The 24,758-nt window shown below is 60.5% G+C and carries 21 protein-coding genes and 1 pseudogene; 11 read left to right on the top strand and 11 right to left on the bottom strand.

All coding sequences use genetic code 11. From position 1 onward, the window contains the following. Nucleotides 1–166: 166 nt before the first annotated feature. From choV to AABM54_RS24170, 3 genes and pseudogenes are all read right to left on the bottom strand, one after another. Entirely contained in the window at nt 167–1,345 is a 1,179-nt protein-coding gene (gene choV / locus AABM54_RS24180) for a choline ABC transporter ATP-binding protein (protein ID WP_347902427.1), read from the bottom strand. Continuing rightward, nucleotides 1,342–2,188, bottom strand: a pseudogene (gene choW, locus AABM54_RS24175) (choline ABC transporter permease subunit). Before choW ends, choV begins: the two are co-directional and overlap by 4 nt. 67 nt (nt 2,189–2,255) lie before the next feature. Beyond that, nucleotides 2,256–3,215 (bottom strand): choline ABC transporter substrate-binding protein, encoded by a 960-nt coding sequence (locus AABM54_RS24170; protein WP_347902426.1) that lies wholly within the window; start codon nt 3,213–3,215, stop codon nt 2,256–2,258. 430 nt (nt 3,216–3,645) lie between these two features. Here AABM54_RS24170 and AABM54_RS24165 point away from each other — a divergent pair, with 430 nt between their 5' ends. Together AABM54_RS24165 and AABM54_RS24160 are read left to right on the top strand one after the other, a co-directional pair. Further along, the gene (locus AABM54_RS24165) at nt 3,646–5,022 is read left to right on the top strand and encodes an L-serine ammonia-lyase (protein ID WP_347902425.1); all 1,377 of its coding nucleotides are present in this window, start codon (nt 3,646–3,648) and stop codon (nt 5,020–5,022) included. Between the two features lie 539 nt (nt 5,023–5,561). Then, nucleotides 5,562–6,665, top strand: coding sequence for a GlxA family transcriptional regulator (locus tag AABM54_RS24160; protein ID WP_347902424.1), 1,104 nt, complete (start codon nt 5,562–5,564; stop codon nt 6,663–6,665). Nucleotides 6,666–6,818: 153 nt separating this feature from the next. Here the strand turns inward: AABM54_RS24160 and AABM54_RS24155 are convergent, their stop codons facing one another. The 6 genes from AABM54_RS24155 to AABM54_RS24130 form a co-directional block, all read right to left on the bottom strand. Further along, nucleotides 6,819–7,082, bottom strand: a complete 264-nt coding sequence (locus tag AABM54_RS24155; protein WP_347902423.1) for a hypothetical protein — start codon at nt 7,080–7,082, stop codon at nt 6,819–6,821. Nucleotides 7,083–7,459: 377 nt separating this feature from the next. Beyond that, a complete protein-coding gene (locus AABM54_RS24150) occupies nt 7,460–8,623 on the bottom strand; it encodes a gamma-butyrobetaine dioxygenase (RefSeq protein ID WP_347902422.1) in 1,164 nt (387 codons plus the stop codon). A gap of 20 nt (nt 8,624–8,643) precedes the next feature. Then, the gene (locus tag AABM54_RS24145) at nt 8,644–9,120 is read right to left on the bottom strand and encodes a thioesterase family protein (protein ID WP_347902421.1); all 477 of its coding nucleotides are present in this window, start codon (nt 9,118–9,120) and stop codon (nt 8,644–8,646) included. A 144-nt stretch (nt 9,121–9,264) separates the two neighbouring features. After that, nucleotides 9,265–10,230 (bottom strand): L-carnitine dehydrogenase, encoded by a 966-nt coding sequence (locus AABM54_RS24140; RefSeq protein WP_347902420.1) that lies wholly within the window; start codon nt 10,228–10,230, stop codon nt 9,265–9,267. 144 nt (nt 10,231–10,374) lie between these two features. After that, a complete protein-coding gene (locus AABM54_RS24135) occupies nt 10,375–11,262 on the bottom strand; it encodes a 3-keto-5-aminohexanoate cleavage protein (RefSeq protein ID WP_347902419.1) in 888 nt (295 codons plus the stop codon). Nucleotides 11,263–11,363: 101 nt separating this feature from the next. Further along, on the bottom strand, nt 11,364–12,308 hold the full coding sequence (locus tag AABM54_RS24130; protein WP_347902418.1) for a choline ABC transporter substrate-binding protein: 945 nt from the start codon (nt 12,306–12,308) through the stop codon (nt 11,364–11,366). Nucleotides 12,309–12,502: 194 nt separating this feature from the next. Here AABM54_RS24130 and AABM54_RS24125 point away from each other — a divergent pair, with 194 nt between their 5' ends. Continuing rightward, nucleotides 12,503–13,462 carry a GlxA family transcriptional regulator gene (locus AABM54_RS24125; RefSeq protein ID WP_347902417.1) on the top strand — a complete coding sequence of 320 codons (960 nt, stop codon included), beginning with the start codon at nt 12,503–12,505 and terminating at the stop codon, nt 13,460–13,462. Between the two features lie 85 nt (nt 13,463–13,547). On the opposite strand, the gene AABM54_RS24120 is transcribed toward AABM54_RS24125, so the two are convergent. Then, on the bottom strand, nt 13,548–13,964 hold the full coding sequence (locus AABM54_RS24120; protein WP_347902416.1) for a DUF3010 family protein: 417 nt from the start codon (nt 13,962–13,964) through the stop codon (nt 13,548–13,550). 219 nt (nt 13,965–14,183) lie between these two features. Here AABM54_RS24120 and AABM54_RS24115 point away from each other — a divergent pair, with 219 nt between their 5' ends. Both AABM54_RS24115 and AABM54_RS24110 read left to right on the top strand, forming a co-directional pair. Then, complete coding sequence (locus tag AABM54_RS24115; protein WP_347902415.1) at nt 14,184–14,480, top strand: helix-turn-helix transcriptional regulator; 297 nt, start codon at nt 14,184–14,186, stop codon at nt 14,478–14,480. Then, a complete protein-coding gene (locus AABM54_RS24110) occupies nt 14,477–15,715 on the top strand; it encodes a type II toxin-antitoxin system HipA family toxin (protein ID WP_347902414.1) in 1,239 nt (412 codons plus the stop codon). The genes AABM54_RS24115 and AABM54_RS24110 overlap by 4 nt, the downstream gene beginning before the upstream one ends. A gap of 4 nt (nt 15,716–15,719) precedes the next feature. Here AABM54_RS24110 and AABM54_RS24105 read toward each other — a convergent pair whose 3' ends face one another. Beyond that, nucleotides 15,720–16,121 (bottom strand): lysozyme inhibitor LprI family protein, encoded by a 402-nt coding sequence (locus tag AABM54_RS24105; RefSeq protein WP_347902413.1) that lies wholly within the window; start codon nt 16,119–16,121, stop codon nt 15,720–15,722. Between the two features lie 224 nt (nt 16,122–16,345). Here AABM54_RS24105 and AABM54_RS24100 point away from each other — a divergent pair, with 224 nt between their 5' ends. The 6 genes from AABM54_RS24100 (at nt 16,346) to AABM54_RS24075 (ending at nt 24,202) form a co-directional block, all read left to right on the top strand. Beyond that, nucleotides 16,346–17,323, top strand: coding sequence for a dipeptidase (locus AABM54_RS24100; RefSeq protein ID WP_347902412.1), 978 nt, complete (start codon nt 16,346–16,348; stop codon nt 17,321–17,323). 106 nt (nt 17,324–17,429) lie between these two features. Then, a complete protein-coding gene (locus AABM54_RS24095) occupies nt 17,430–17,960 on the top strand; it encodes a DUF5943 domain-containing protein (protein WP_008033249.1) in 531 nt (176 codons plus the stop codon). Nucleotides 17,961–17,975: 15 nt separating this feature from the next. Beyond that, a complete protein-coding gene (gene dgcA, locus AABM54_RS24090) occupies nt 17,976–20,036 on the top strand; it encodes a dimethylglycine demethylation protein DgcA (RefSeq protein ID WP_347902411.1) in 2,061 nt (686 codons plus the stop codon). A gap of 210 nt (nt 20,037–20,246) precedes the next feature. After that, on the top strand, nt 20,247–22,196 hold the full coding sequence (gene dgcB, locus AABM54_RS24085) for a dimethylglycine demethylation protein DgcB (RefSeq protein ID WP_347902410.1): 1,950 nt from the start codon (nt 20,247–20,249) through the stop codon (nt 22,194–22,196). Next, nucleotides 22,196–23,416: an electron transfer flavoprotein subunit alpha/FixB family protein gene (locus tag AABM54_RS24080; protein ID WP_347902409.1), complete on the top strand. Its 1,221-nt coding sequence runs from the start codon at nt 22,196–22,198 to the stop codon at nt 23,414–23,416. The genes dgcB and AABM54_RS24080 overlap by 1 nt, the downstream gene beginning before the upstream one ends. A 15-nt stretch (nt 23,417–23,431) precedes the next feature. Next, nucleotides 23,432–24,202 (top strand): electron transfer flavoprotein subunit beta, encoded by a 771-nt coding sequence (locus AABM54_RS24075; RefSeq protein WP_347902408.1) that lies wholly within the window; start codon nt 23,432–23,434, stop codon nt 24,200–24,202. Nucleotides 24,203–24,758: the final 556 nt, after the last annotated feature.

Raw genomic sequence — 24,758 nt, 5'->3', positions numbered from 1 at the left:
AACCCGCGACCCGGTTCTTGCAGATAACCCGCGCTGTATGGATTTGCGGTTGCTACGCAACCGAGCGGGAGCAAGCTCCCTCGCCACAGTTGTCCGTGTTCCAAGTCATATATGTGTACGAACAAAAACGCCGCGATCCTCTCGCGGCGTTTTTGTGTCTGCTGCCTTACCCCAGGTTCTTGCCGAGCAGCGCGTGATACAGCTCGCTGTCGCCCAGAATCCCCACCACATGGTTGTTGTCGTGCAGCACCAGTTTGTTGCCGGTCTGATAACGAATCTGCAACGCGTCGCGCATGCCGATGTTCGAATCCACCAGCGTTGGACGACGGCCAAGGCCTTCGACCGCTTGCCCCGGTGCCCAGTTTTGCAGGTCCAGGCTGGCGCCGTTTTGCCGGGCGCCCTTGATGGTGTTGCCTTCGGCCAGGTCCAGCCACGAGTCGCCGCCTGGGTCCAGGCATACCGAACCGTTGATGCGTTTGCACTTGTCCAGGGTGCGCATCAGGCTGCGCCCGCACAGCACGTTGAGCGGGTTGGTGTGCGCGACGAAGGTGCGTACGTAGTCATCGGCCGGGTTGAGGACGATTTCTTCCGGCTTGCTGTACTGGATGATCCGACCGTCTTTCATGATCGCGATACGGCTGCCCAGTTTCAGCGCTTCATCGAGGTCGTGGCTCACGAACACGATGGTTTTGCTCAGCTTGTTTTGCAGTTCCAGCAGTTCGTCTTGCAGGCCCTGGCGGATCAGCGGGTCGAGTGCCGAGAACGGTTCGTCCATCAGCAGGATGTCGGCGTCCATCGCCAGTGCGCGGGCCAGGCCCACACGTTGCTGCATGCCGCCGGAGAGCTCGTCGGGTTTCTTGTTGCGCCATTGGGTCAGGCCCACCAGTTCGAGTTTTTCATCGACCAGTTTTTTCCGTTCCTTCTCCGGTCGGCCCTGCATTTCGAGGCCGAAGCTGATGTTTTCACGCACCGTCAGCCACGGCATCAGGGCGAATTTCTGGAAGACCATGGCGATGCGTTTGGTGCGCATCATTTTCAGTTCGGCCGGGGTGCAGGAGGCGATGTCGATCTGCTTGCCTTCATGCTCGACGAACAACTTGCCACGGCTGACGGTGTTCAAGCCGTTGATGCAGCGCAGCAGGCTGGATTTGCCTGAGCCGGAAAGGCCCATCAGCACGCAGATTTCGCCTTTCTCGATGTCCAGGCTGGCTTTTTCAACGCCAACGATCTGCCCGGTTTTTTTCAGGATCTGGTCACGGGTCATGCCCTGGTCGAGCAGTTTCAGGGCTTCACGCGGGTCTTTGGAGAAGACCACGTCGACCTGATCGAAGCGGATTATGCTCATGCGTCACCCCCTACTTTGGCGTCGGGTTGTTTGCAGATTCGGTCGAGCATGATCGCCAGCAGTACGATCGCCAGGGCCGGCTTCGAAGCCCAGGGCGATATCGGCAGTGTTCAGTGCGTTGACCACGGGTTTGCCCAGGCCGTCGGCACCCACCAGTGCCGCGATCACCACCATCGACAGCGACAGCATGATGCACTGGGTGATACCGGCCGCGATGCTTGGCATGGCGTGGGGCAATTCGATCCGTGAAAGCAGTTGACGGCGCGAGCAGCCGAAGGCTTTGCCGGCGTCCATCAGTTCTTGCGGGACATCGCGGATGCCCAGGTAAGTCAGGCGGATGGGCGCGGCAATCGCGAACACCACCGTCGAGATCAGACCGGGGACCACGCCCAGACCAAACAGGGTCAGGGTTGGAATGAGGTACACGAACGTCGGCACGGTCTGCATCAGATCGAGCACCGGACGCATCATGGTGTAGAACATCGGCTTGTGCGCGGCGACGATGCCCAACGGCACGCCGATCACGACGCACACCAGGGTGGCGAACAGCACCTGGGCGAGGGTTTCCATGGTTTCCTGCCAGTACCCCAGGTTGAGGATCAGCAGGAAGGAGGCGATGACAAAAACGGTCAGGCCCCATTTGCGTTGAATGAAATGAGCCAGCAAGGCGATCAACCCGATCAATGCAAAAGGATTGAACCAGGTCAGCGCGAACGTCACGCCGTGGATCATCGTTTCCAGTGTCACGGCGATTGCGTCAAACGTGCTGGCGCCATGTTGCGTCAACCATTCGACGAAGCCCGCGATGTACTGGCCTAAAGGGATTTTCTGATCAATCAGCATGGTAGTGAACGTCCGCATGCAAGGAAATAAACAGCCGGGCGGGCGAGCCCGCCCGGCGTCAGCGACTTTACTGTTTCAAGGGCTGCGCAAGCTTGGCTTTCACGGCCTCCAGGCCAGGTTTACCGTCAATGGTGGTCACGCCAGCGAGCCAGGCATCGAGTACCTGTGGGTTCTTTTTCAGCCAGGCCCGGGCGGCGGCATCAGGCTTCATCTTGTCGTCCAGGATATTGCCCATCAATGAGCTTTCCATGTCGACGGTGAACTCCAGGTTTTTCAACAACTGGCCCACGTTGCTGCATTCCTGGGTGTAACCCTTGCGGGTGTTGGTCAGGACGGTGGCTGCACCGAAATCCGGACCGAAGAAGTCATCGCCACCGGTGAGGTACTGGATCTTGAAGCGCTTGTTCATCGGATGCGGTGCCCAGCCCAGGAACACCACGGCGGTATCACGCTTCTGGGCGCGGTCGACTTGCGAGAGCATGCCGGCCTCGCTGGACTCGACCACTTTGAAGCCGGCGTCCTTGAGGCCGAAGGCGTTCTTGTCGATCATGCTCTGGATCAGGCGGTTACCGTCGTTGCCGGGTTCGATACCGTAGATCTTGCCGTCGAGTTCTTTCTTGAATTTGGGGATGTCGGCGAAGTCATGCAGCCCTTTGTCGTACAGCGCTTGTGGCACCGCCAGGGTGTATTTGGCGCCCTTGAGATTGGTACGCACAGTTTCGACGGTGCCGGCGTCGCGGTAGGCCTTGATGTCGTTTTCCATGGTCGGCATCCAGTTGCCGAGGAACACGTCCATGTTCTTGCCGTCGGCCAGCGACTTGTACGTCACGGGCACCGAAATCATGGTGGTCTTGGTTTTGTAGCCCAGGGCGTCGAGCACGACACTGGTGGTGGCGGTCGTGGCGGTGATGTCGGTCCAGCCGACATCGGAGAAGTTTACGGTACTGCATTGTGCCGGTTCTGCGGCATGAGCCAGAACCGGCAGACTCAGCAGGGCGGCCAACAACAACGAGGGGGAACCTTTCATGGGTGGACTCCTGAGTGTTTTTTTTTGGCGGTGTTCTAGCCGCACTTATGAGTGTTGCGGTTGGTGGGCGTGTGGAGACAGCTCTGCCACGGTGCCTTGCAATCGAGTCGAGACTGATCATGGACCAGTGAAAATCTGACGCCTACAGGGTGCGTCGTATCCAGTACAGGGATGGTCGCATCCAGTGTCAGTGAGGTCGTTTACAGCTTTATTCCGACCTTTTTAGTCCTCTGAGCCGCAAAAAAACGGCCAAAACGAATCGTCTTGAGCCTGCGGCGTTGGTGGGCATGGGTGAGTCGGTGTGAGACGTCGAACGACCTGATAAAAGCCTGATGATGCGGCCATCTCGGCGGATTGCACTTTGAGCGTAGCAGCTCCGTCACCGGGTGTTTCTATGCCTGGAATGTGCTCGTTCTGGAGGTTTGCAGTCATGGCAATCAGTGTGTTCGACCTGTTCAAAATCGGTATCGGCCCATCCAGCTCCCATACCGTCGGTCCCATGCGCGCGGCGGCGCTGTTCGTAGAGTCGCTGCGTGAAAAGGTGCTGCTGGATCAGGTGCACCGGGTCGAAGTTCAATTGTTCGGGTCGTTGTCGGCCACCGGCATCGGCCACGGCAGCGACAATGCAGTGATCATGGGCCTGATGGGCGAATGGCCGGACGCGATAGACCCGTCGCAAATCGGTCCGCGCATCGACACCCTGCGTGAAACCCATACCCTGTTACTCGACGGGCGCCTGCCGGTGCCTTTCATCTGGGCGCGGGACATGCGCCTGATCGACGAAAACCTGCCGTTCCACCCCAACGCCATGACGCTGGTGGTCTTCGGCGAGCGCGGTGAACTGCATCGCGACACCTATTATTCGGTCGGCGGCGGTTTTGTCGTGGACGAGGCGCAGGCTTCAAGCGGTGTGGTGGACCTGGACCGCACGGTGTTGCCGTACGACTTTTCCAGTGCGGTGGAGCTGCTGGCGCTGTGTCAGAAGCACAACCTGCGCGTGGCCGAACTGATGTTGGCGAACGAGAAAGTCTGGCGTTCGGAGGAAGAAATTCGCGCCGGGCTGATGACGCTCTGGCGGGCCATGCAGGATTGCGTCGAGCAGGGCCTCAAGCACGAAGGCATCCTGCCCGGCGGCCTGAATGTGCGGCGCCGCGCCGCCAGGTTGCACCGCAGCCTGCAAGAGCTGAACAAACCCAATGTGATCGGCTCGACCCTGAGCGCGATGGAATGGGTCAACCTGTTCGCCCTGGCGGTGAATGAAGAAAACGCGGCGGGCGGGCGGATGGTCACGGCGCCCACCAACGGCGCGGCGGGGATTATCCCGGCGGTGCTGCATTACTTCATGAAGTTCAGCGAAGTGGTGACAGAGGCGAACGTCGTCGACTACTTCCTTGGCGCGGCAGCCGTCGGGATTCTGTGTAAAAAGAACGCCTCGATTTCTGGCGCCGAAGTCGGTTGCCAGGGTGAAGTCGGTTCGGCGTGCGCCATGGCGGCGGCCGGGTTGGCGGAGATTCTCGGCGCCACGCCGGAGCAGTTGTGCAACGCGGCGGAAATCGGCCTGGAGCACAACCTCGGCCTGACGTGCGACCCGGTCGGCGGGCTGGTGCAGGTGCCGTGCATCGAGCGCAATGCGATTGCTGCGGTGAAGGCTATTAATGCTGCACAAATGGCCTTGCGCGGTGACGGTCAGCATTTCATCTCGCTGGACCGGGTGATCCGCACCATGCGCGACACCGGCGCCGACATGCACGACAAATACAAAGAAACCTCGCGGGGCGGGTTGGCGGTCAGCGCGGTGGAGTGCTGACATCGCAGAGCCCTGTGGCGAGGGAGCTTGCTCCCGTTCGGCTGCACAGCAGTCGTAAGGATTCAGGGCCGCTTCGCGCCCCAGCGGGAGCAAGCTTCCTCGCCACAGCAGAGCAGTCAAAACTGCGCGCCAAGTGAACACCGGATCGAAACCGCGCCACCTTTTAGCGCGTCGCAATCAGGCAACAAACTTCCCCCTCGGTCGGGCCCCACTCAAGGGCCCCGACCACCCATCACCCGTGCTTGGGGTGACACTCTTCCCCGGCACTTTTCAGGGCGCTTCCCACAAGTGCTACCGATTTGCTCACACGCAACGGGGCAGGGCGCTTGTCGTCGTTGACGGCACTCATAGCCCCCACTCGACGCATGTCACATCCAGACACATCGCGACGTCGTTTTCAGGAGTTATTGAATGCTCATTCAACTTTAGGCATGGCAATTGCTCTGTCATATCAAAGCCCCGTCTCACGCAGAGAACGATGGCAATAAGAAGAGCCTCCGCCTGAGGCCATCACCCGCTTTGTGTGAGGAGATACCGCGATGACGTCGTTCAACTCCGGGGCTCAACCCCAGAACCGTGCGCCTCAATCCATCGGCTTTTTGCTGCTGGACAATTTCACGCTGATTTCCCTGGCCTCCGCAGTAGAACCCCTGCGCATGGCCAACCAATTGTCCGGTCGCGAGCTGTATCGCTGGACCACCCTCACTGTCGACGGTGGTCAGGTCTGGGCCAGTGATGGTCTGCAAATCACCCCCGACGCCTCCATGCACAAAGCCCCCGCCCTGGACACCGTGATTGTCTGCGGCGGCATCGGCATTCAACGCACCGTGACCCGTGAACACGTGTCATGGCTGCAAAGCCAGGCCCGTCAGTCCCGTCGCCTCGGTGCGGTCTGCACCGGCAGCTGGGCGTTGGCCTGCGCAGGTTTGCTGGACGGTTTCGATTGCAGCGTGCACTGGGAATGCCTGGCCTCGATGCAAGAAGCCTTCCCGCGGGTGGCCATGAGCACGCGCTTGTTCACCCTCGACCGTAACCGTTTCACCAGCTCCGGCGGCACCGCGCCGCTGGACATGATGCTGCACCTGATCAGCCGCGATCATGGCCGTGAACTGTCGGCCGCGATCTCGGAAATGTTTGTGTACGAGCGCATTCGTAACGAACAGGATCACCAGCGCGTGCCGCTCAAGCACATGCTGGGCACCAATCAGCCGAAGTTGCAGGAAATCGTCGCGCTGATGGAAGCCAACCTCGAAGAGCCGATCGACCTCGATGAACTGGCGGTGTACGTCGCCGTGTCCCGTCGTCAGCTGGAGCGGCTGTTCCAGAAATACCTGCACTGCTCGCCGTCGCGTTACTACCTCAAGCTGCGCCTGATCCGCGCCCGGCAGTTGCTCAAGCAAACGCCGATGTCGATCATCGAAGTGGCGTCGGTGTGCGGCTTTGTATCCACGCCGCACTTCTCCAAGTGCTACCGCGAATACTTCGGCATTCCACCGCGTGACGAACGCGTCGGTTCCAACACCACCCAACAGGTGGCGATGATGCCGTTGCCGCAAGCGCTGGTGCTGGCGCCGTTGTCCGGGCCGATGTCGGCACTGAGTCAGGCGCGTAACGAGTCGACGTTTGCCAGCGTAAGGCTGTAACTGAGCACGCTTTTGTGGCGAGGGAGCTTGCTCCCGCTGGGCTGCGTGGCAGCCCCAAATTGAAGAACGCGCAATGTCAGTCAAAACGCGTGTACCGGATTTGCGACCGCTTTGCGGTCGAACGGGGGCAAGCCCCCTCGCCACAGAGAGTGATCAGGCGCTACGGCTTTGCTGGTACTGCGCCAACGCCGGCAGCAATTGCTTGTCGATGGCCTGGCGTACGGCCGGCAAGATGGTCGCGCTGCTGGTATACATCTGTTTGACCATGGTCCGCAGGGTCATGGCCCGCACATCGTTCAAACCCCTTACCGCGCACTCACACGCCTGTTCGGCGGTGGCACCGCTGGGCACTTCGAATCCCAATGCCTTGAGCTGGCCCAGCAGGTCTTCCTGGTCAATCAAATCGGCGTGCATCATGACGCAATCCTTCTTCAGGGAACGGTGTCGTGGCTCGATTCTGGTAGGGGTGAGGGGCATGGGCAAGGGCGAATTGTCGCAATGGCCGCGATACCTATGAACAGGTCGTTTTCGGCTAACTCACACGGGTGGTGACTGGGCACACTGGGCTTGCTGGCTCAGCGAAGGTTTGGTCACCCTCGTCCACAGCTCCCGCGAAAAATGCTCTCTGCCCCGATCTTGTCACGGCTTGATCGGGGCTTTTTTTGCCCATGAATCAGGTCGGGTTCTATTGCCTGGTTGGACGCCATCGCGAGCAAGCTCGCTCCCACAGGTTTCCGTGTCGCTCACAGATCCAATGTGGGAGCGAGCTTGCTCGCGATGAACGATGACGCGCTCTAGCGTTGCAACACGAGAATGCGCGAAAGCAATTCATCGCGGTCGATGTAGCAGCCCTGGAAATGTCGGGCGCCGCTGGCGGGGTCGAAGGCGTTGCGGGCGTGGAGGGTGCGGCGGTTGTCGAAGCACCACAGTTCGCCGGGGTTGAGCCGCTGGATCAGCCGGAAACGTGCTTCGCGGGTCATGGCAATAAAACGTCGATAGGCCCGGTACAGCCTGGGCATCTGGTCGACTGTCGCATCGAACGGCCCGCGCAGGAAGTTCGCCATGCGGATTTCCGAGACCTGCCCCAGTGCATTGAGGGCGATGATCGGCGCCAGGCAGCGATAGTCGCTGTGGCGGTCCTTGTTGCGAAACTCCACGGGGATCTCGCACAGCGCGCAGAAGGCATCCGGGTCTTCCTGGCGCAGGGCATCGGCGATGGCAAAACCGTCGACGAAAATGCTCTCGCCACCGTCCGCGTCATTGACCAGGCAATGCAGAAATTGCAGCCCCGGTTGCAACTCCCGCGTCGGCAGGTCGCTGTGCAGCGGCAGGTTGAAGGCGGTGTAGGCGTTGCTGTCGGCGTCGGTCTTGGACTGCACGTTGAACAGCACGCCGAAATTGCTCTCGCGGATAAACGAAATCCGCTGGGCGATGTGCATCAGCGAACCCGGTTCGGTGGGCACTCCCCGAATCTGGGTCAGGCCGATATCCCTCAGCGCCAACAACCATTGCAGCAGGGCCTTGGGGTCGTCCATCACTGCTTGATAATCAAACACCGGCAGCGTCAGTTGGCTGTTCCACAGCTGACTTTGGGGCTTGCCCGCACGGCGTTCGGCGCGGGACTCGTCATCATAGGCGTGGGCCCGCAACCAGCCGGGATCAAAGCGGCTGACGTGGCCGTCCAGCCAATCGATGGAAAGACAGCCTTCGGCATCCACCCGGCTGACGACGGGGAACAGATCCTCTGCAACATCGACGATTTCCAGCACCTGCTCGCGCGTCACGCTGTACACGCACACCGGGCACGGGCAGTTGTCGCGCAGCCATGGGTGATGAAAGGGGCTGACCCGCCCATCGGCCCATGTCACCAGCACGCGGTCCGGCAGGGTTTGCACGGCGGTCAGGGCGCTGATCAGCGGGTAACGGCGAAAGTCGGCAACAGCGGCGGCGGTGTTCATGGGCGCTCCTTTTTCAGGTGTTACTTCTCGGTTGGCAGTGCGATCACCCGGCCGATGTAGGCCGGTGGGGGCAGGTCCGATTGCAGCGCGGTCATGGCCAGCAATTTATTCGCGACAGGTTCGCTGAACGGTGCCGATCGCGGGCCTGCGAGGTCGACATGCAGCAGCATTTGTTCGTTGCCCGCCAGTTCCTGCGCTTCACCCACCCGGTGCAGGCTGTGATAGAGGTGCAGGCGCTTGCGGTCGTGGCCGATGATCTGTGTGTGCACCTCGACTTCGGTGCCGAGCTTCACTTCGTGCAGGTAATTGAGATGCAGTTCGAGGGTGAACAGCGAGTTGCCGCTGGCCTCGCGGTTGCTGCTGTCCATGCCCAACTGGTCCATCAGCGCGTCGGTGGCGTAGCTGAAAATCAGCAGGTAAAAGGCATCGCGCAGATGGCCGTTGTAGTCGACCCAGTCGGGGATGATGGTGGTTGTGTAGGTGGTGAGGGTTGGCATGGTGTGCGTTCCGACATTGGTGGTGACTGGACTGATGCTATCGCGAGCAAGCTCGCTCCCACAGTTGATTTGGGGTGTGATTGCTATGTGTGTCACCCAGTGATCCCTGTGGGAGCGAGCTTGCTCGCGAAGGGGCCAGACCTGCTACTCGCTGAACGTCATGCCATGTTTGGCCTTGGTGGTTTTCACCGCCTCAAGCACCGCCAGCAGGCAGTCATCACGATAGCGCTCCAGTGCGGAAATGCTGTGTTTGCCCAGTTGATCGGCGGTGCCGTCAACCACGTCGTCGATCAGCTTGTCGGTCAGTTCCGGTGCGGGCAGGTAAGTCCACGGTAGTTGCAGCGCCGGCCCGAACTGCGCCATGAAGTGCCGCATGCCGGCATCGCCACCCGCCAGGGTGTAGGTCAGGAAAGTGCCCATGAACGACCAGCGCAACCCCGCGCCAAAACGAATCGCATCGTCGATTTCGCCGGTGGTCGCCACGCCGTCGTTCACCAGGTGCAGCGCCTCGCGCCACAGTGCTTCGAGCAAGCGGTCAGCGATAAAGCCCGGCACTTCCTTGCGCACATGCAGCGGGCGCATGCCCAGCGATTCGTAGACCTTGATCGCCGCTTGCACTGCTTCGGGGGCGGTGTTCTTGCCGCCGACCACTTCCACCAATGGCAACAGGTAAACCGGGTTGAACGGATGGCCGACCACGCAGCGTTCCGGGTGAGTTGAGCTCTCGTAGAACTCGCTCGGCAACAGCCCTGACGTGCTGGAGCCGATCAGTGCATCGGGCTTGGCCGCCGCGCTGATTTTGCTGTGCAGCTCGAGCTTCAGCTCCAGGCGTTCCGGAGCGCTTTCCTGAATGAAATCGGCGTCACGCACGCACTCTTCGATGGTTGCGACAAAGCGCAGCCGATCCTGTGACGCGCCGGGTGCCAGGCCTTGTTTCTCCAGCGCACCCCAGGCATTGGCGACGCGTTTGCGCAAGGCGGCTTCGGCACCGGGCGCCGGGTCCCAGGCCACCACGTCCAGGCCATGGGCGAGGGCGCGGGACACCCAACCACTGCCGATGACACCACTGCCCAAGGCTGCGAAGGTTTTGATTTCGGTGATAAAGCTCATGGCGGATTCCTGAGAAAGTTCTGTGGTCCCCTGTGGGAGCGAGCTTGCTCGCGATTGCGTCGGTACATCCCAAGCATCTTCTGCGACTGGAATACCGTCATCGCGAGCAAGCTCGCTCCCACAGGGGGAATAGGTGAGACGGGGTTAACCGCGCTGGGTCAGGCCCATTTTCTTGCGGCCTTCAGCCGGGGTCAGGACGCGGGCGCCGAGGCGGCTGAGGATTTCACTGGCGCGTTCGACCAGTTGGCCGTTGGTCGCCAGCACGCCTTTGTCCAGCCAGAGGTTGTCTTCCAGGCCGACCCGCACATTGCCGCCCAGCAGCACCGCTTGGGCAGCCATCGGCATTTGCATGCGGCCGATACCGAAACCGGCCCACACCGCATTGGCGGGCAGGTTGTCGACCATGGCTTTCATGGTGGTGGTGTCGGCCGGAGCGCCCCACGGGATCCCCAGGCACAGTTGGAACAACGGGTCGTCGAGCAGCCCTTCCTTGATCATTTGCTTGGCGAACCACAGGTGACCGGTGTCGAAGATTTCCAGCTCGGCCTTCACGCCCAGTTCCTGGATGCGTTTGGCGCCCGCCCGTAGCTGGGCTGGGGTGGAGACGTAAACAGTGTCGCCGTCGCCGAAGTTCAGGGTGCCGCAATCCAGGGTGCAGATTTCTGGCAGCAGCTCTTCAACGTGGGCCAGGCGGGTCAGAGGGCCGACCAGATCGGTGTTCGGGCCGAACTCCATCGGGTTTTCGCCGGCACCGATTTCCAGGTCGCCGCCCATGCCGGCGGTCAGGTTGACGATGATGTCGACGTCCGCCTCGCGGATGCGCTCCATCACCTCGCGGTACAGCGCCACGTCACGGCTGAACTTGCCGGTTTCAGGGTTGCGCACATGGCAGTGGACCACGGTGGCGCCAGCCTTGGCGGCCTCCACCGCCGCGGCGGCAATCTGTTTCGGGGTGACCGGCACATGGGGGCTCCTGGCGGTCGTGTCGCCAGCACCGGTGAGTGCGCAGGTGATGATGACGTCGTGGTTCATGGTGCGATTTCCTTCAGGCCGTTTTTCTGGGGCGTGTTTTTTGGGCGTAGTGAGCCCGTTCGCATCCGTGGTCGGCTGCGAAGAGGGCGTTCAGGACGATGTTATTGACTGGTCAGTTGCAGGTTCTGGGCGGCCGGTTTGCCGTCGAATGTGGTCACGCCCTCAAGCCAGCGTTGCTTGTCTTGCGGGTGATCCTTGAGCCACTGCTTGGCCGACTCGAAAGCGTCCTTGTGATCGAGCAGCGGCTGCATCATCCGGCTCTCGTCTTCGGCGGTGAAGGTCAGGTTGCTCAGCAAGCGGCTGACGTTCGGGCACTGGCTGGCGTAGTTCGGGGCGGTCACGGTCCAGACGGTGGCCGAGCCTTCGTTCGGGCCCAGGGCGTTTTCGCTGCCGGTGAGGTAAGTCATTTTCACGTTGACGTTCATCGGGTGCGGCGCCCAGCCGAAGAACACCACGGCTTCGTTGCGTCGCACGGCGCGATCCACTGCCGCGAGCATGCCGGCTTCACTGGATTCGACCAGTTGGAACTTGCCCAGGCCGAACTGGTTCTTGGCGATCATTTCCTTGATCTGGGTGTTGGCGCCCGAGCCGGGTTCGATGCCGTAGATCTTGCCGCCCAGTTCTTTTTCGAATTTGGCGATGTCGGCGAAGGTTTTCAGGCCCTTGTCCGCCAGGTAAGTCGGCACGGCCAGGGTGGCGCGGGCGTCTTTGAGGCTCGGCTCCTGCAGGACAGTCACTTGTTTGCCGTCGATGAACGGGGTGATGGTCTGGGTCATCAGCGGGTTCCAGTAGCCGAGGAACAGATCCAGGCGCTGGTCGCGGATGCCGGCGAAGATGATTTGCTGGGAGGCGCTGGTCTGTTTGGTCTTGTAGCCGAGGCCATCGAGCAGCACTTGGGTCATGGCGCTGGTGGCGATCACGTCGGTCCAGTTCACCACCCCCATGCGCACGTTCTGGCACGCGGCGGGGTCGGCGGCCATCACGCCGGAACTCAAGAAAGCGGTACCGCTGAGTGCAAGAACACAGCTGCTGATCAGTCGTTTCATGGTGGGATCCTCGGCAGGTCGTTATTGTGGGTTCCGGTGTCTGTGCGCCGGTGATGTCACGTTACGCAGCTCAACGGGGCAGAAAACGCACTGCGGCGACCCGCTCTTGCACAGCAGCGACCTGTGCCCTTGTCTGGCGCTTGCAAGTGGCGTATCAACGTCCACACGCTACCCGACGCATCGGAGTGCGTTCCATGTCCCAGGATTTCTACTTTTTGTTGATGCCGGGTTTCTCGGCGATCGGTTTCATCTCGGCGATTGAACCGCTGCGGGTGGCCAACCGCTTTCGTGGCGAGCTTTACCGCTGGCATGTGCTGAGTGCCGATGGCGGGCCGGTGTTGGCGAGCAATGGCATGTCGCTCAACGCGGATGCGGCGCTGGAGCCGCTGAAGAAGGGCGCGACCTTGTTGGTGGTCGCAGGTTTCGAGCCGTTGAAGTTCGTCAACCCGGTGCTGGAACACTGGCTGCGCCGCCTCGACCACGACGGCGTGACCCTCGGCGGCATCGACACTGGCAGTGTTGTGCTCGCCGAAGCCGGCCTGCTCGACGGCCATCGCGTGACGTTGCACTGGGAAGCTATCGACGCCTTCAAGGAGTCTTACCCACAGCTGAGCGTCACCCAGGAACTGTTCGAAATCGACCGCCGCCGCATCACCTCGGCCGGTGGCACGGCGTCCATCGACCTGATGCTCGACCTGATCGGCCAGGCCCACGGCCCGCAACTGGCGATTCAGGTCAGCGAACAATTCGTACTGGGGCGCATCCGCCCGCGCAAAGACCACCAGCGCATGGAAGTCGCCAGCCGCTATGGCATCAGCAACAAGAAACTGGTGCAGGTGATTGGCGAGATGGAACAGCACAGCGAACCGCCGCTGAGCACCCTGGAACTGGCGGACTCGATCAAGGTGACGCGCCGTCAGTTGGAGCGCCTGTTTCGCCTGCACCTCAACGACACCCCGAGCAATTTCTACCTGGGATTACGCCTGGAGAAGGCCCGGCAACTGCTGCGCCAGACCGACATGAGCGTGCTGGAAGTGAGCATCGCCTGCGGCTTCGAGTCGCCGTCGTATTTCACCCGCAGCTATCGGGCCAGATTTGCGCGGTGCCCGCGGGAGGATCGACGACGATTGGGGGATGGGCGGGAGGTGGTTTGATGGTGGTCTTGGGCTAGACACAAAACCACCGCCTTCGCGAGCAAGCTCGCTCCCACATTAAATCCTCTTTGTCTGAAGGACTGGGTTACTTCTTCATAAGGGCAGAACACGCTGCCTTATACGCCTCATGCTGATATTTGTTCAGCGTGGCCGGCAGTGCAAAGTCGAATTTCTTGTTCTGCGCATTGATGGTCTGTGGCGACAGCAGCGTGACCTCGCAATTTTCCAGCAACTGGAAAACACCCTCGATCTTGAACGTGGTCGGCCCACCGGCGAACTCGCCTTTCTTGCTGCGCTTCTTGATCGCAATCCGGTCGACGGCATTCTCGCGCACAAACGACGCCACCTGAGCAGCAAACACTTTGACGTTCGCGGCTTCGTCGTCATCGTCGAGGGCGATTTTCTTGGTGGTTAGCGCAACGTGATTCAACGCCTGACCGTCGAGAGAGGCCACGGCGATGATGGCTTCGCTGCCTTTGATTTCGATGCCGCAGAATTTCATTTGAGTCTCTTTCCCAGTAGATGATGTGCAGTTTATAGCTCACGGCCTAAACGTAGCTTGTACACGAAATGTCCAAGTGACATTTAACACGTGCGAATAAAGGTCTAAATATTATCCTTTAATTAAAATTTACCTAGTTAAAAGATAAAATATTGGCTCTTGAGGTTTATTAAACTATAGCGCTGCTACACTTGCTCACATTCCTCTTGAGGTCAACTCATGGCTCTTACCCATATCTTCTACTCCCCCGGAGAGGTCGCTTTACAGATAGCCGGGAATGCCAAGCGTCTGAGGCTCAGCAAAAACCTTTCGCGGCGCACGCTCGCGCAAAAGTCAGGCGTCCCCGAGTCGAATATCAAGCGCTTTGAAACCACCGGCAAAATCTCTCTGGATGGCTTGTTACTGATCGCGATCTGCCTCGGGGCAGAAGAACCACTAACAACTTTGTTCGCCTCGGCTCAATCGCTGACACTTGAACAACTGAAAAACTACGAAAGGGCTCGTGGCCGACAATGAAATCCGTTAAGGCACTCAGCGTCATGCTTCAGGAATCAAGGGTCGGCGAATTGGTTGCGATTCCTCGTCAAGGCCTGTTTTTTTCCTATGATCCCGGGTGGCTGGCGAAAGGATTCAACCTCGCTCCGTTTCACATGGATTTCTCTATCACCCCCCAGAAGGCTGCCGATGCGCTGCTGTTTGATGGCCTGCACGGCGCTTTCATTGATTCGTTGCCCGATGGCTGGGGGTTGTTGCTCATGGATCGATTTTTCCGAAGTCAGTTGGGAATCGAGCGCCACGCAATCGGCCCGCTGGATCGTCTGGCCTATATGGGCAACCGAAGCATGGGCGCGCTTGAATACGTGCCGATGTTCGAAACCGTTGAAACAGACGAAGACCTCGATCTGGCCGCGCTCTATGAGGCATCACAAACGATACTTTCAGGCAGTGCTGACGAGGTCATCACATCCCTGCGCCTGGCGGGAGGGTCCCCCGGTGGTGCTCGGCCCAAAGCAGTGATTGGCCTGTCGCCGGACAAATGCCGCGCTGTTTCGTCATTCGGTGAAATGCCCAAGGGTTATGAGCACTGGTTGATCAAATTTCGCTGCGAAGAAGAGCATCGTGATAGCGGCGCTATTGAGCAGGCCTATGCTCTGATGGCCCATCGGGCAGGGGTGGAAATTTCCGAGTCGAAACTGTTTCAGGTAGAAACCACCAAGGGGGTCGAGCAATTCTTCGCCACGAAACGTTTCGATCGAGAAGCAGGTTCCAAGCGCCACATGCTTACCGCTGCGGCGATTCTATATGCTGACTTCCGTGCGCCAAGCCTCGATTACAGTGATTTACTGCGAGCGACCTGGACAATGACCAAGGATGCGACCGAGGTCGAGAAAATGGCCCGATTGATGGTCTTCAACGCTCTCGCTCATAACCACGACGATCACGCGAAGAACTTCTCGTTTTTTGGCGGCAAGGACGGCTGGAAAATGGCTCCGGCTTACGATCTGACCTTTTCCAGTACCGCAGGACGCGGTAACGAACACACCACTGCATTCGCGGGAAAAGGCATACCCACACGCAAGGCTCTTATTGAGGTGTGCAAAACCTTCAGTTTCCTGGAGCCTGAACGCTACATCGAACAGACGCTGGATGCTTTTTCCGGGTGGGTTATCTGTTGCGACGATCTGGAAATCGATAAAGCGGTGAGCAAAAAAATGCTGACCGCTCTTGAGTCAGTGTGGCAGGCACTCTGACGCCTCACTCCTGCCCAATCGACTCCAAAAACTCCGACCGTTCGTCGCTCATTCGCGCAATGCAGTCATTGAGCGCAATGGTGTGGGCCTTGCTGCCGGCCGTGGCGGGGAAGGCTTCCACCGCGCAATCGGCGTCGCGAGTCTTCAGCCACTGTTGTTGCGCGGCCTTGAGCTTGCCGGTGATGTCCGTCAGTTGCGCCTTGTTGTTGCCGTAGAGCGTTTGCATGCGCTCGGTCAGGCCCTGGAAGTTGTCGTTCAAGAGCTGTTCGGCGGTGGTTTTGCTGTAGGCCGAGCATTCCAGGGTCTGGACGTCGTTTTCGACCGCATCACACGGGGAGTTGTCGGCCTCTTCAGCCGCCTGTACGCCGGTCGCTATCAGTGCCAAAGCCAGGAAGATCGTTTTCATTGCGTTGCCGCCCCTTGTTCCAGTGATGCCGCGAATTCTGGCCCAAGCGCCGGCCAAAGAACAGACGGGCAAATGGCCCTTGGCGAGACCCTTTGTCGTGGATTGACGCTTTCGGCAATTGCGCTGTCGTTTTTGCACCCGGCTGCCCTGTCCCTCAGGCATATGCTGGCCCCAAAGCGCCGGCACACGATTCGGCGCATGAATCGCCAATAGGGGACAGCCTGATGAGCCCAGCCGAATTGCACGCCGACAGCATCGTTATCGACGGGCTGATCATTGCCAAGTGGAACCGTGAGCTGTTCGAAGACATGCGCAAGGGCGGCCTGACCGCGGCCAACTGCACCGTGTCGGTGTGGGAAGGCTTTCAGGCGACCATCAACAACATCGCCGCCAGCCAGAAGCTGATCCGCGAGAACAGCGACCTGGTGATTCCGGTCAAGACCACCGCCGACATTCGTCGCGCCAAAGAACAGGGCAAGACCGGGATCATCTTCGGCTTCCAGAATGCCCATGCGTTTGAAGACCAGCTCGGCTACATCGAGATCTTCAAGCAGCTCGGCGTGGGCGTGGTGCAGATGTGCTACAACACCCAGAACCTGGTGGGCACCGGTTGCTACGAGCGTGATGGCGGCCTGTCGGGTTTCGGCCGCGAAGTGGTGGCCGAGATGAACCGCGTCGGCATCATGTGCGACCTGTCCCACGTCGGTTCCAAGACCTCTGAAGAGGTCATCCTCGAATCGAAAAAACCGGTGTGCTACTCCCACTGCCTGCCGTCGGGGCTCAAGGAGCACCCGCGCAACAAGTCCGATGCAGAGCTGAAGTTCATTGCCGACCACGGCGGTTTTGTCGGCGTGACCATGTTCGCGCCGTTCCTCGCCAAAGGCATCGATTCGACCATCGACGATTACGCTGAAGCCATTGAGTACACCATGAACATCGTCGGTGAAGACGCCATCGGCATCGGCACCGACTTCACCCAGGGGCATGGCCAGGACTTCTTCGAAATGCTGACCCACGACAAGGGTTACGCCCGCCGTCTGACCAGCTTCGGCAAGATCATCAACCCGCTGGGCATCCGCACCGTGGGCGAGTTCCCGAACCTGACCGAGACGCTGCTCAAACGCGGCCATTCCGAGCACGTGGTGCGCAAGATCATGGGCGAAAACTGGGTGAGCATCCTTAAAGACGTCTGGGGCGAATAACGCTTTCCACAGACCGCCGCCGATCTGCCCCCTCTCCCACCGGGAGAGGGCTGGGGTGAGGGCCGCGGCCACCACCGAACCGAATATTTTCTGGAGTTAAGTTTCCATGGCCAAAATCGCCCCGCAATTGCCTATCGAAGTCGACAGCGAAACCGGTGTCTGGACCTCTGACGCCCTGCCGATGCTGTATGTGCCGCGTCATTTCTTCGTCAACAACCACATGGGCATCGAAGAAGTCCTGGGCGCTGACGCTTACGCGGAAATCCTCTACAAGGCCGGCTACAAATCCGCCTGGCACTGGTGCGAAAAAGAAGCCGAATGCCACGGCCTGGAAGGCGTCGCGGTGTTCGAGCACTACATGAAACGCCTGTCGCAACGCGGCTGGGGCCTGTTCAAGATCCAGGACATCGACCTCGACAAAGGCACTGCCAGCGTCAAGCTCGAACACTCGGCGTTCGTCTACGTGTACGGGAAGGTCGGACGCAAGGTCGACTACATGTTCACTGGCTGGTTTGCCGGTGCCATGGACCAGATTCTGCAGGCGCGCGGCAGCAAGATCCGCACCGTCGCCGAACAGGTTTACGGTGGCTCCGAAGAAGGCCACGACGACGGGCTGTTCACCGTCAAGCCGTTGTAAGTCGAGGACCCCGTCATGGCTTTCGAAGCAATGTTCCAGCCAATTCAAATTGGCAAACTGACCATCCGCAACCGCGTGCTCAGCACCGCGCACGCCGAGGTTTACGCCACCGACGGCGGGATGACCACCGATCGGTACGTGAAGTATTACGAAGAGAAAGCCAAGGGCGGGATCGGCCTGGCGATTTGCGGCGGTTCCTCCAGCGTGGCCATCGACAGCCCGCAAGGCTGGTGGAAGTCGGTCAACCTGGCCGACGACCGGATCATTCCGCACTTCCAGAACCTGGCCGACGCCATGCACAAGCATGGCGCCAAGATCATGATCCAGATTACCCACATGGGCCGTCGTTCGCGTTGGGACGGCGAGCATTGGCCGACCCTGCTGTCGCCGTCGGGCATTCGTGAGCCGGTGCACCGTGCGACCTGCAAAACCATCGAGCCGGAAGAAATCTGGCGCGTGATCGGCAACTACGCCACGGCGGCTGGCCGTGCCAAGGCCGGTGGCCTGGACGGCGTTGAACTGTCGGCGGTGCACCAGCACATGATCGACCAGTTCTGGAGCCCGCGCGTCAACAAACGTACCGACGAATGGGGCGGTAGCTTCGAGAACCGTATGCGTTTCGGCCTGGAAGTACTCAAGGCTGTGCGCAAGGAAGTCGGCCCGGATTTCTGCGTCGGCATCCGCCTGTGCGGTGACGAGTTCCACCCGGACGGTTTGTCCCACGAGGACATGAAGCAGATCGCCAAGTATTACGACGACACGGGGATGATCGACTTCATCGGTGTCGTGGGTTCGGGGTGCGACACCCACAACACCCTGGCCAACGTAATCCCCAACATGAGTTATCCACCGGAGCCGTTCCTGCACCTGGCGGCCGGTATCAAAGAGGTGGTCAAGGCTCCGGTGCTGCACGCGCAGAACATCAAGGACCCGAACCAGGCCACGCGGATTCTGGAAGGTGGCTATGTCGACATGGTCGGCATGACCCGCGCCCACATCGCTGATCCGCACCTGATCGCCAAGATCAAGATGGGCCAGGTCGACCAGATCAAACAATGCGTCGGCGCCAACTACTGCATCGACCGCCAGTACCAAGGCCTGGACGTGTTGTGCATCCAGAACGCCGCGACCTCCCGTGAATACATGGGTGTACCGCACATCATCGAGAAATCGACCGGTGTGAAACGCAAAGTCGTGGTGGTCGGTGCAGGTCCTGCCGGGATGGAAGCCGCACGCGTGGCGGCCGAACGGGGCCATGACGTGACCCTGTTCGAGAAGAAAGAATTCATCGGCGGGCAGATCACCACCGCTTCGAAAGCCCCGCAACGGGACCAGATTGCCGGTATCACCCGCTGGTTCCAACTGGAGCTGGCACGTTTGAAAGTCGACCTGCGCCTGGGCGTGGCGGCGGATGCGGCAACCATTCTCGACCTGCGTCCGGACGTGGTGGTGCTCGCCGTCGGCGGCCATCCATTCCTGGAGCAGAACGAACACTGGGGCGCGGCTGAAGGCCTGGTGGTCAGCAGTTGGGACATCCTCGACGGCAAGGTTGCACCGGGCAAGAACGTGCTGGTCTACGACACCATTTGTGAGTTCACCGGGATGTCGACGGCCGATTTCCTCGCCGACAAGGGCAGCCAGGTCGAGATCGTCACCGACGACATCAAACCGGGTGTAGCCATCGGTGGCACGTCGTTCCCGACTTACTACCGCAGCATGTACCCCAAAGAAGTGATCATGACCGGCGACATGATGCTGGAGAAGGTCTATCGCGAAGGCGACAAGCTGATTGCCGTGCTGGAAAACGAATACACCGGCGCCAAAGAGGAGCGGGTGGTGGACCAGGTGGTGGTCGAGAACGGTGTGCGCCCGGACGAAGAAATCTACTACGCGCTGAAGGAAGGCTCGCGCAACAAAGGCCAGATGGACATCGAAGCCTTGTTCGCGATCAAGCCGCAGCCATCGTTGAGTCAGCCGGGCGATGGCTACCTGCTGTTCCGCATCGGCGACTGCGTGGCCCAGCGCAACACGCATGCGGCGATCTACGACGCCCTGCGGCTGTGTAAAGACTTCTAACGGATTACCACCATCACCTGTGGCGAGGGAGCTTGCTCCCGCTGGGCTGCGAAGCGGCCCCAAAACCTGCAGTAGCGGTGTATCAGATATACACCTGCGGCTGTTTTGGGAGCGCTTCGCGCTCCAGCGGGAGCAAGCTTCCTCGCCACAAGTAGGTGCGTCGCTCTTACCGGCGCGTACATGACCCCGAGGTCTTTGGGAGCAACACCTATGTTGAACACCCTTCTTCCAATCCTGCTGTTCGCAGCCACCGGACTTGCTGTCCTGGGCGCGTTGCGGCGGGTGGCTATGTGGCGCCGGGGCCGGGCTTCCAAAGTCGACCTGATCGGCGGCCTGTTCGCCATGCCCAAGCGCTACATGGTCGATTTGCACCACGTCGTCGCGCGGGACAAATACATCGCCAACACCCACGTTGCCACGGCCGGTGGCGCGGTGGCATCCGTCGTGCTTGCGATCCTGGTTCACGGTTTTGGCTTGCATAACCGTTTCCTCGGTTATGCACTGTTGCTGATGACGGCAGTGATGTTCGTCGGGGCGATCTTTGTGTACCTGCGTCGGCGCAACCCGCCGGCCCGTTTGTCCAAAGGCCCGTGGATGCGCCTGCCGAAAAGCTTGCTGGCGTTCTCGGCGTCGTTCTTCCTGGTGACCTTGCCAGTGGCGGGCATCCTCCCGGAAAACTTCGGCGGCTGGGTATTGGCGGTGATCCTCGGTATCGGCGTGCTGTGGGGCGTCTCGGAATTGTTCTTCGGCATGACCTGGGGCGGGCCGATGAAGCACGCCTTTGCCGGTGCCTTGCACTTGGCCTGGCACCGTCGCGCCGAGCGTTTTGGGGGTGGCCGCTCCACCGGTTTGAAGCCGCTGGACCTGAACGACCCGACCGCACCATTGGGCGTGGAAAAACCCAAGGATTTCACCTGGAACCAACTGCTGGGTTTCGACGCCTGCGTGCAGTGCGGTAAATGCGAAGCCGCATGCCCGGCGTTCGCCGCTGGCCAGCCGCTGAACCCGAAAAAACTGATTCAGGACATGGTCGTTGGCCTGGCGGGTGGCACCGATGCCAAATTTGCGGGCAGCGCCTATCCGGGTAAGGCTATCGGCGAACACGCCGGCAACCCGCATCAACCGATCGTCAACGGTCTGGTCGACGCTGAAACCCTCTGGTCCTGCACCACTTGCCGGGCCTGCGTCGAAGAGTGCCCGATGATGATCGAGCACGTGGACGCCATCGTCGACATGCGCCGTTACCTGACCCTGGAAAAAGGTGCGACGCCGAACAAGGGCGCCGAGGTCCTGGAAAACCTGATCGCCACCGACAACCCGGGCGGTTTCGCGCCGGGCGGGCGGATGAACTGGGCGGCGGACTTGAACCTGAACCTGCTCAGCGAGAAGAAGTCCGTCGACGTGCTGTTCTGGGTTGGCGACGGGGCGTTCGACATGCGCAACCAGCGCACCTTGCGCGCCTTCGTCAAAGTGCTCAAAGCCGCGAAAGTCGACTTTGCCGTACTGGGTCTTGAAGAGCGTGACAGTGGCGACGTGGCCCGACGCCTGGGCGACGAAGCAACCTTCCAGTTATTGGCCAAACGCAATATTCAGACCTTGGCCAAGTACAGCTTCAACCGTATCGTCACCTGCGACCCGCACAGCTTCCATGTGCTGAAAAATGAATACGGCGCCTTCGACGGCAACTATCTGGTGCAACACCACAGCACCTACATGGCGGAAATCATCGACGCGGGCGCGCTCAATCTGGGCCAGCACAAAGGCAACAGCGTGACCTACCACGACCCGTGCTACCTGGGCCGCTACAACGGCGAATACGAAGCACCGCGCCAAGTGCTGCGGGCGCTGGGGATCGAGGTCAAGGAAATGCAACGCTCCGGTTTCCGCTCGCGCTGCTGCGGCGGCGGTGGCGGTGCGCCGATCACCGACATTCCGGGCAAGCAGCGGATTCCCGACATGCGCATGGAAGACATCCGCGAAACTGGCGCCGAACTGGTGGCCGTGGGTTGTCCACAGTGCACCGCGATGCTTGAAGGCGTGGTTGAACCACGACCGCTGATCAAGGACATCGCCGAACTGGTGGCCGATGCGTTGCTTGAAGACGCGGCGCCCAGCCAGTCACCGTCACCGATCAAACGTGAACCTGCGGAGGCCCACTGATGAGCGACATTATCCGCCGCGATCCGCGCGCCGAATGGATCGCCCGCAACCGGTTGCATCCGCTGCACGCGGCCATGCAACCGGTGCAACACAGCTGGATGGGGCCTAACGGGATCATCCGCAAGAATCCTCACGGCATCGGTTTCATCGGCCCCAACGGCATCAAGCGGATTGACCGCAGTGGTGCGCAACAGGGTGGAGCGGCCAAACGTACGGCGGCGGTTGAAGTGCAATTGCCGCTGCATCAGGTGGCTGCACCTGCGTTCTACATCAGCGTGGTGCCGGACATGGTCGGCGGCCGCTTGAGCAGCCACGACCGGGATTTGCTCGGGCTGGCCCATCAGTTGGCCGGGAAGGACGGTGCGGTGCTGGCGGTGATCTTTGGCGAACACAAGGAAAACGCTTTCGCCACGGCGGGTGTCGACCGTCTGCTGGTGCTCGATGGCGACGAATTCAGCGGTTATGCACCGGAACAACGGGTGCAGGGGCTGCGGGCTGTGGATAACCAGTTCAACCCACGTCACTGGCTACTGCCGGACAGCCGCAGCGGCGGCGGTGAGCTGGGTCGCCGCTTTGCCGCGGCACTGGGCGAGCGCCCGGCCACGCGGGTCTGGCAGGTCAAGGATCAGGCATGTATCGGCCGCGCCGGTGCAGGTTTACAAGACCTGGCGCGCCCGGTCGCCCGGTTGATTCTGGCGGCGGTGGAATGCGCCGAGCCGGTCAGCGAAACCCGTCACGAAGCCTTGCCGGTGGAGTTATCCACAACCGTGGCGCGCAGCTTGTCGCGCATCGAGGATTTGGGCGCGGTAGCGGTGGACCCGGCGGCGATTCCCATGGCCGAGGCCGAGTTCATTTTCTCGGGCGGCAACGGGGTCAAGGACTGGGGACTTTTCCACAGGACCGCCGAGGCGTTGGGCGCAACCGAAGGGGCTTCGCGGGTCGCGGTGGACGACGGCTTCATGGCCCGCGACCGTCAGGTCGGTGCATCCGGCACTTGGGTCACCGCTCGGGTGTACGTGGCCGTGGGGATTTCCGGGGCGATCCAGCACCTGCAAGGCATCGGTGCCTGCGACAAAGTGGTGGCGATCAACCTCGATCCTGGTTGCGACATGATCAAACGCGCCGACTTGTCGGTGATTGGCGAGAGCGCCGAGATTCTTCAAGCCTTGATCGCGGCGGTAGCGGCTTACCGCAACGACGCCAAGCGTGATGCGGCTTAAGGGAAGGAAAGGGTTATGAGTACTCATGTCATCAGCCTCGTGTCCATCGGCGCCCACCCGACCTCGGGCCGACCCCGGCGCGCCGAGCAGGATGCGCGGGCGGTTGAACTCGGCCTGCAACTGGCCGGGGATAACCTGCAAGTGCTGCACGCCGGCGACGTCGCAGAACCTGCATTGCGCGCTTACCTGGGCATGGGCCTGGAACAACTGCACGTGCTGGAGCAACCGGAAGGCGCGGATGCGCTGCCAGCGCTGACCGCGTACCTGCGCGACGCCGGGGCACAGGTGGTGCTGACCGGCAGCCAGGCGGAAACCGGTGAAGGCTCGGGCATGTTGCCGTTCCTGCTGGCGGAAAGCCTGGGCTGGCCACTGGTGGTCGGGCTGGCGCAGGTCGAATCCATTGACGGCAATTCGGCCCTGGTGCTGCAAGCCTTGCCCCGTGGCCAGCGTCGACGCTTGAAAGTACGCCTGCCGTTTCTCGCCACTGTGGATAACGCGGCACCCAAGCCTCGGCAAAGTGCGTTCGGCCCGGCCCGGCGCGGGGTGTTGCAGGCGGAGGATGTGGAAGTCATCGACGATGAACTGTTGGCGGTCGCGACCCTGCAACCGGCCAAGCCACGACCCAAGCGCTTGAAGGTGATCAAGGCCAAAAGCGGCGCCGACCGGATGAAGGCCGCCACGGCCAAGGCCAGCGGCGGCGGTGGGCAGGTGCTCAAGGGCGTGAGCGCCGAAGCGGGCGCCGACGCCATCCTCAAGCTGCTGATCGAAGAAGGCGTGGTCCGCTAAGTGGTTAATCCATAACCTGTGGGAGCGGGCTTGCTCGCGAAGGGGCCCTGACATTCAGCATTGATGTCGGCTGGTACTCCGCTTTCGCGAGCAAGCCCGCTCCCACACTTGATTTATGTCGACTTCGCAATGGTTACCCACAATCCCTGTTAGCGCTTCTGTGGATAACGTGTTCGCCCTTCGCTACACCCCACGCACATCAAGCCCTGCAAGCCTTTGTACGAAAAACAACCAGCCTGAGTTGTTGTTTTTCCGGGCTTTTTTTCGTGGATAAGGGCATCGGGGACTCATGACTTGCCCCCAATCTCTGTTGGCGCTTCTGTGGATAAGATGTTCGCTCTCCGCTGTAAGCCATACAGACTGTGGCTTCCAAGCTTCTGATCAATAAATAACCAAATACCGGGTTTTACCCTTCTCCGGTGACTCAAACCCGCGAAATATGCAGTCTGGACGTAGTTTTCCACAAAGTAGCGAAGGTGTTGTGGAGTTGCCCCCAAAGTCTGTTGGCGCTTCTGTGGATAAGGTGTTCGCCATCCTCTACAGGCCATGTAAATCG

The organism is Pseudomonas purpurea (genome assembly GCF_039908635.1).
Classification (GTDB): domain Bacteria; phylum Pseudomonadota; class Gammaproteobacteria; order Pseudomonadales; family Pseudomonadaceae; genus Aquipseudomonas; species Aquipseudomonas purpurea.
Note: the sequence above shows the minus strand (reverse complement) of the source record. Positions and strands in the feature narration are given on the sequence as shown.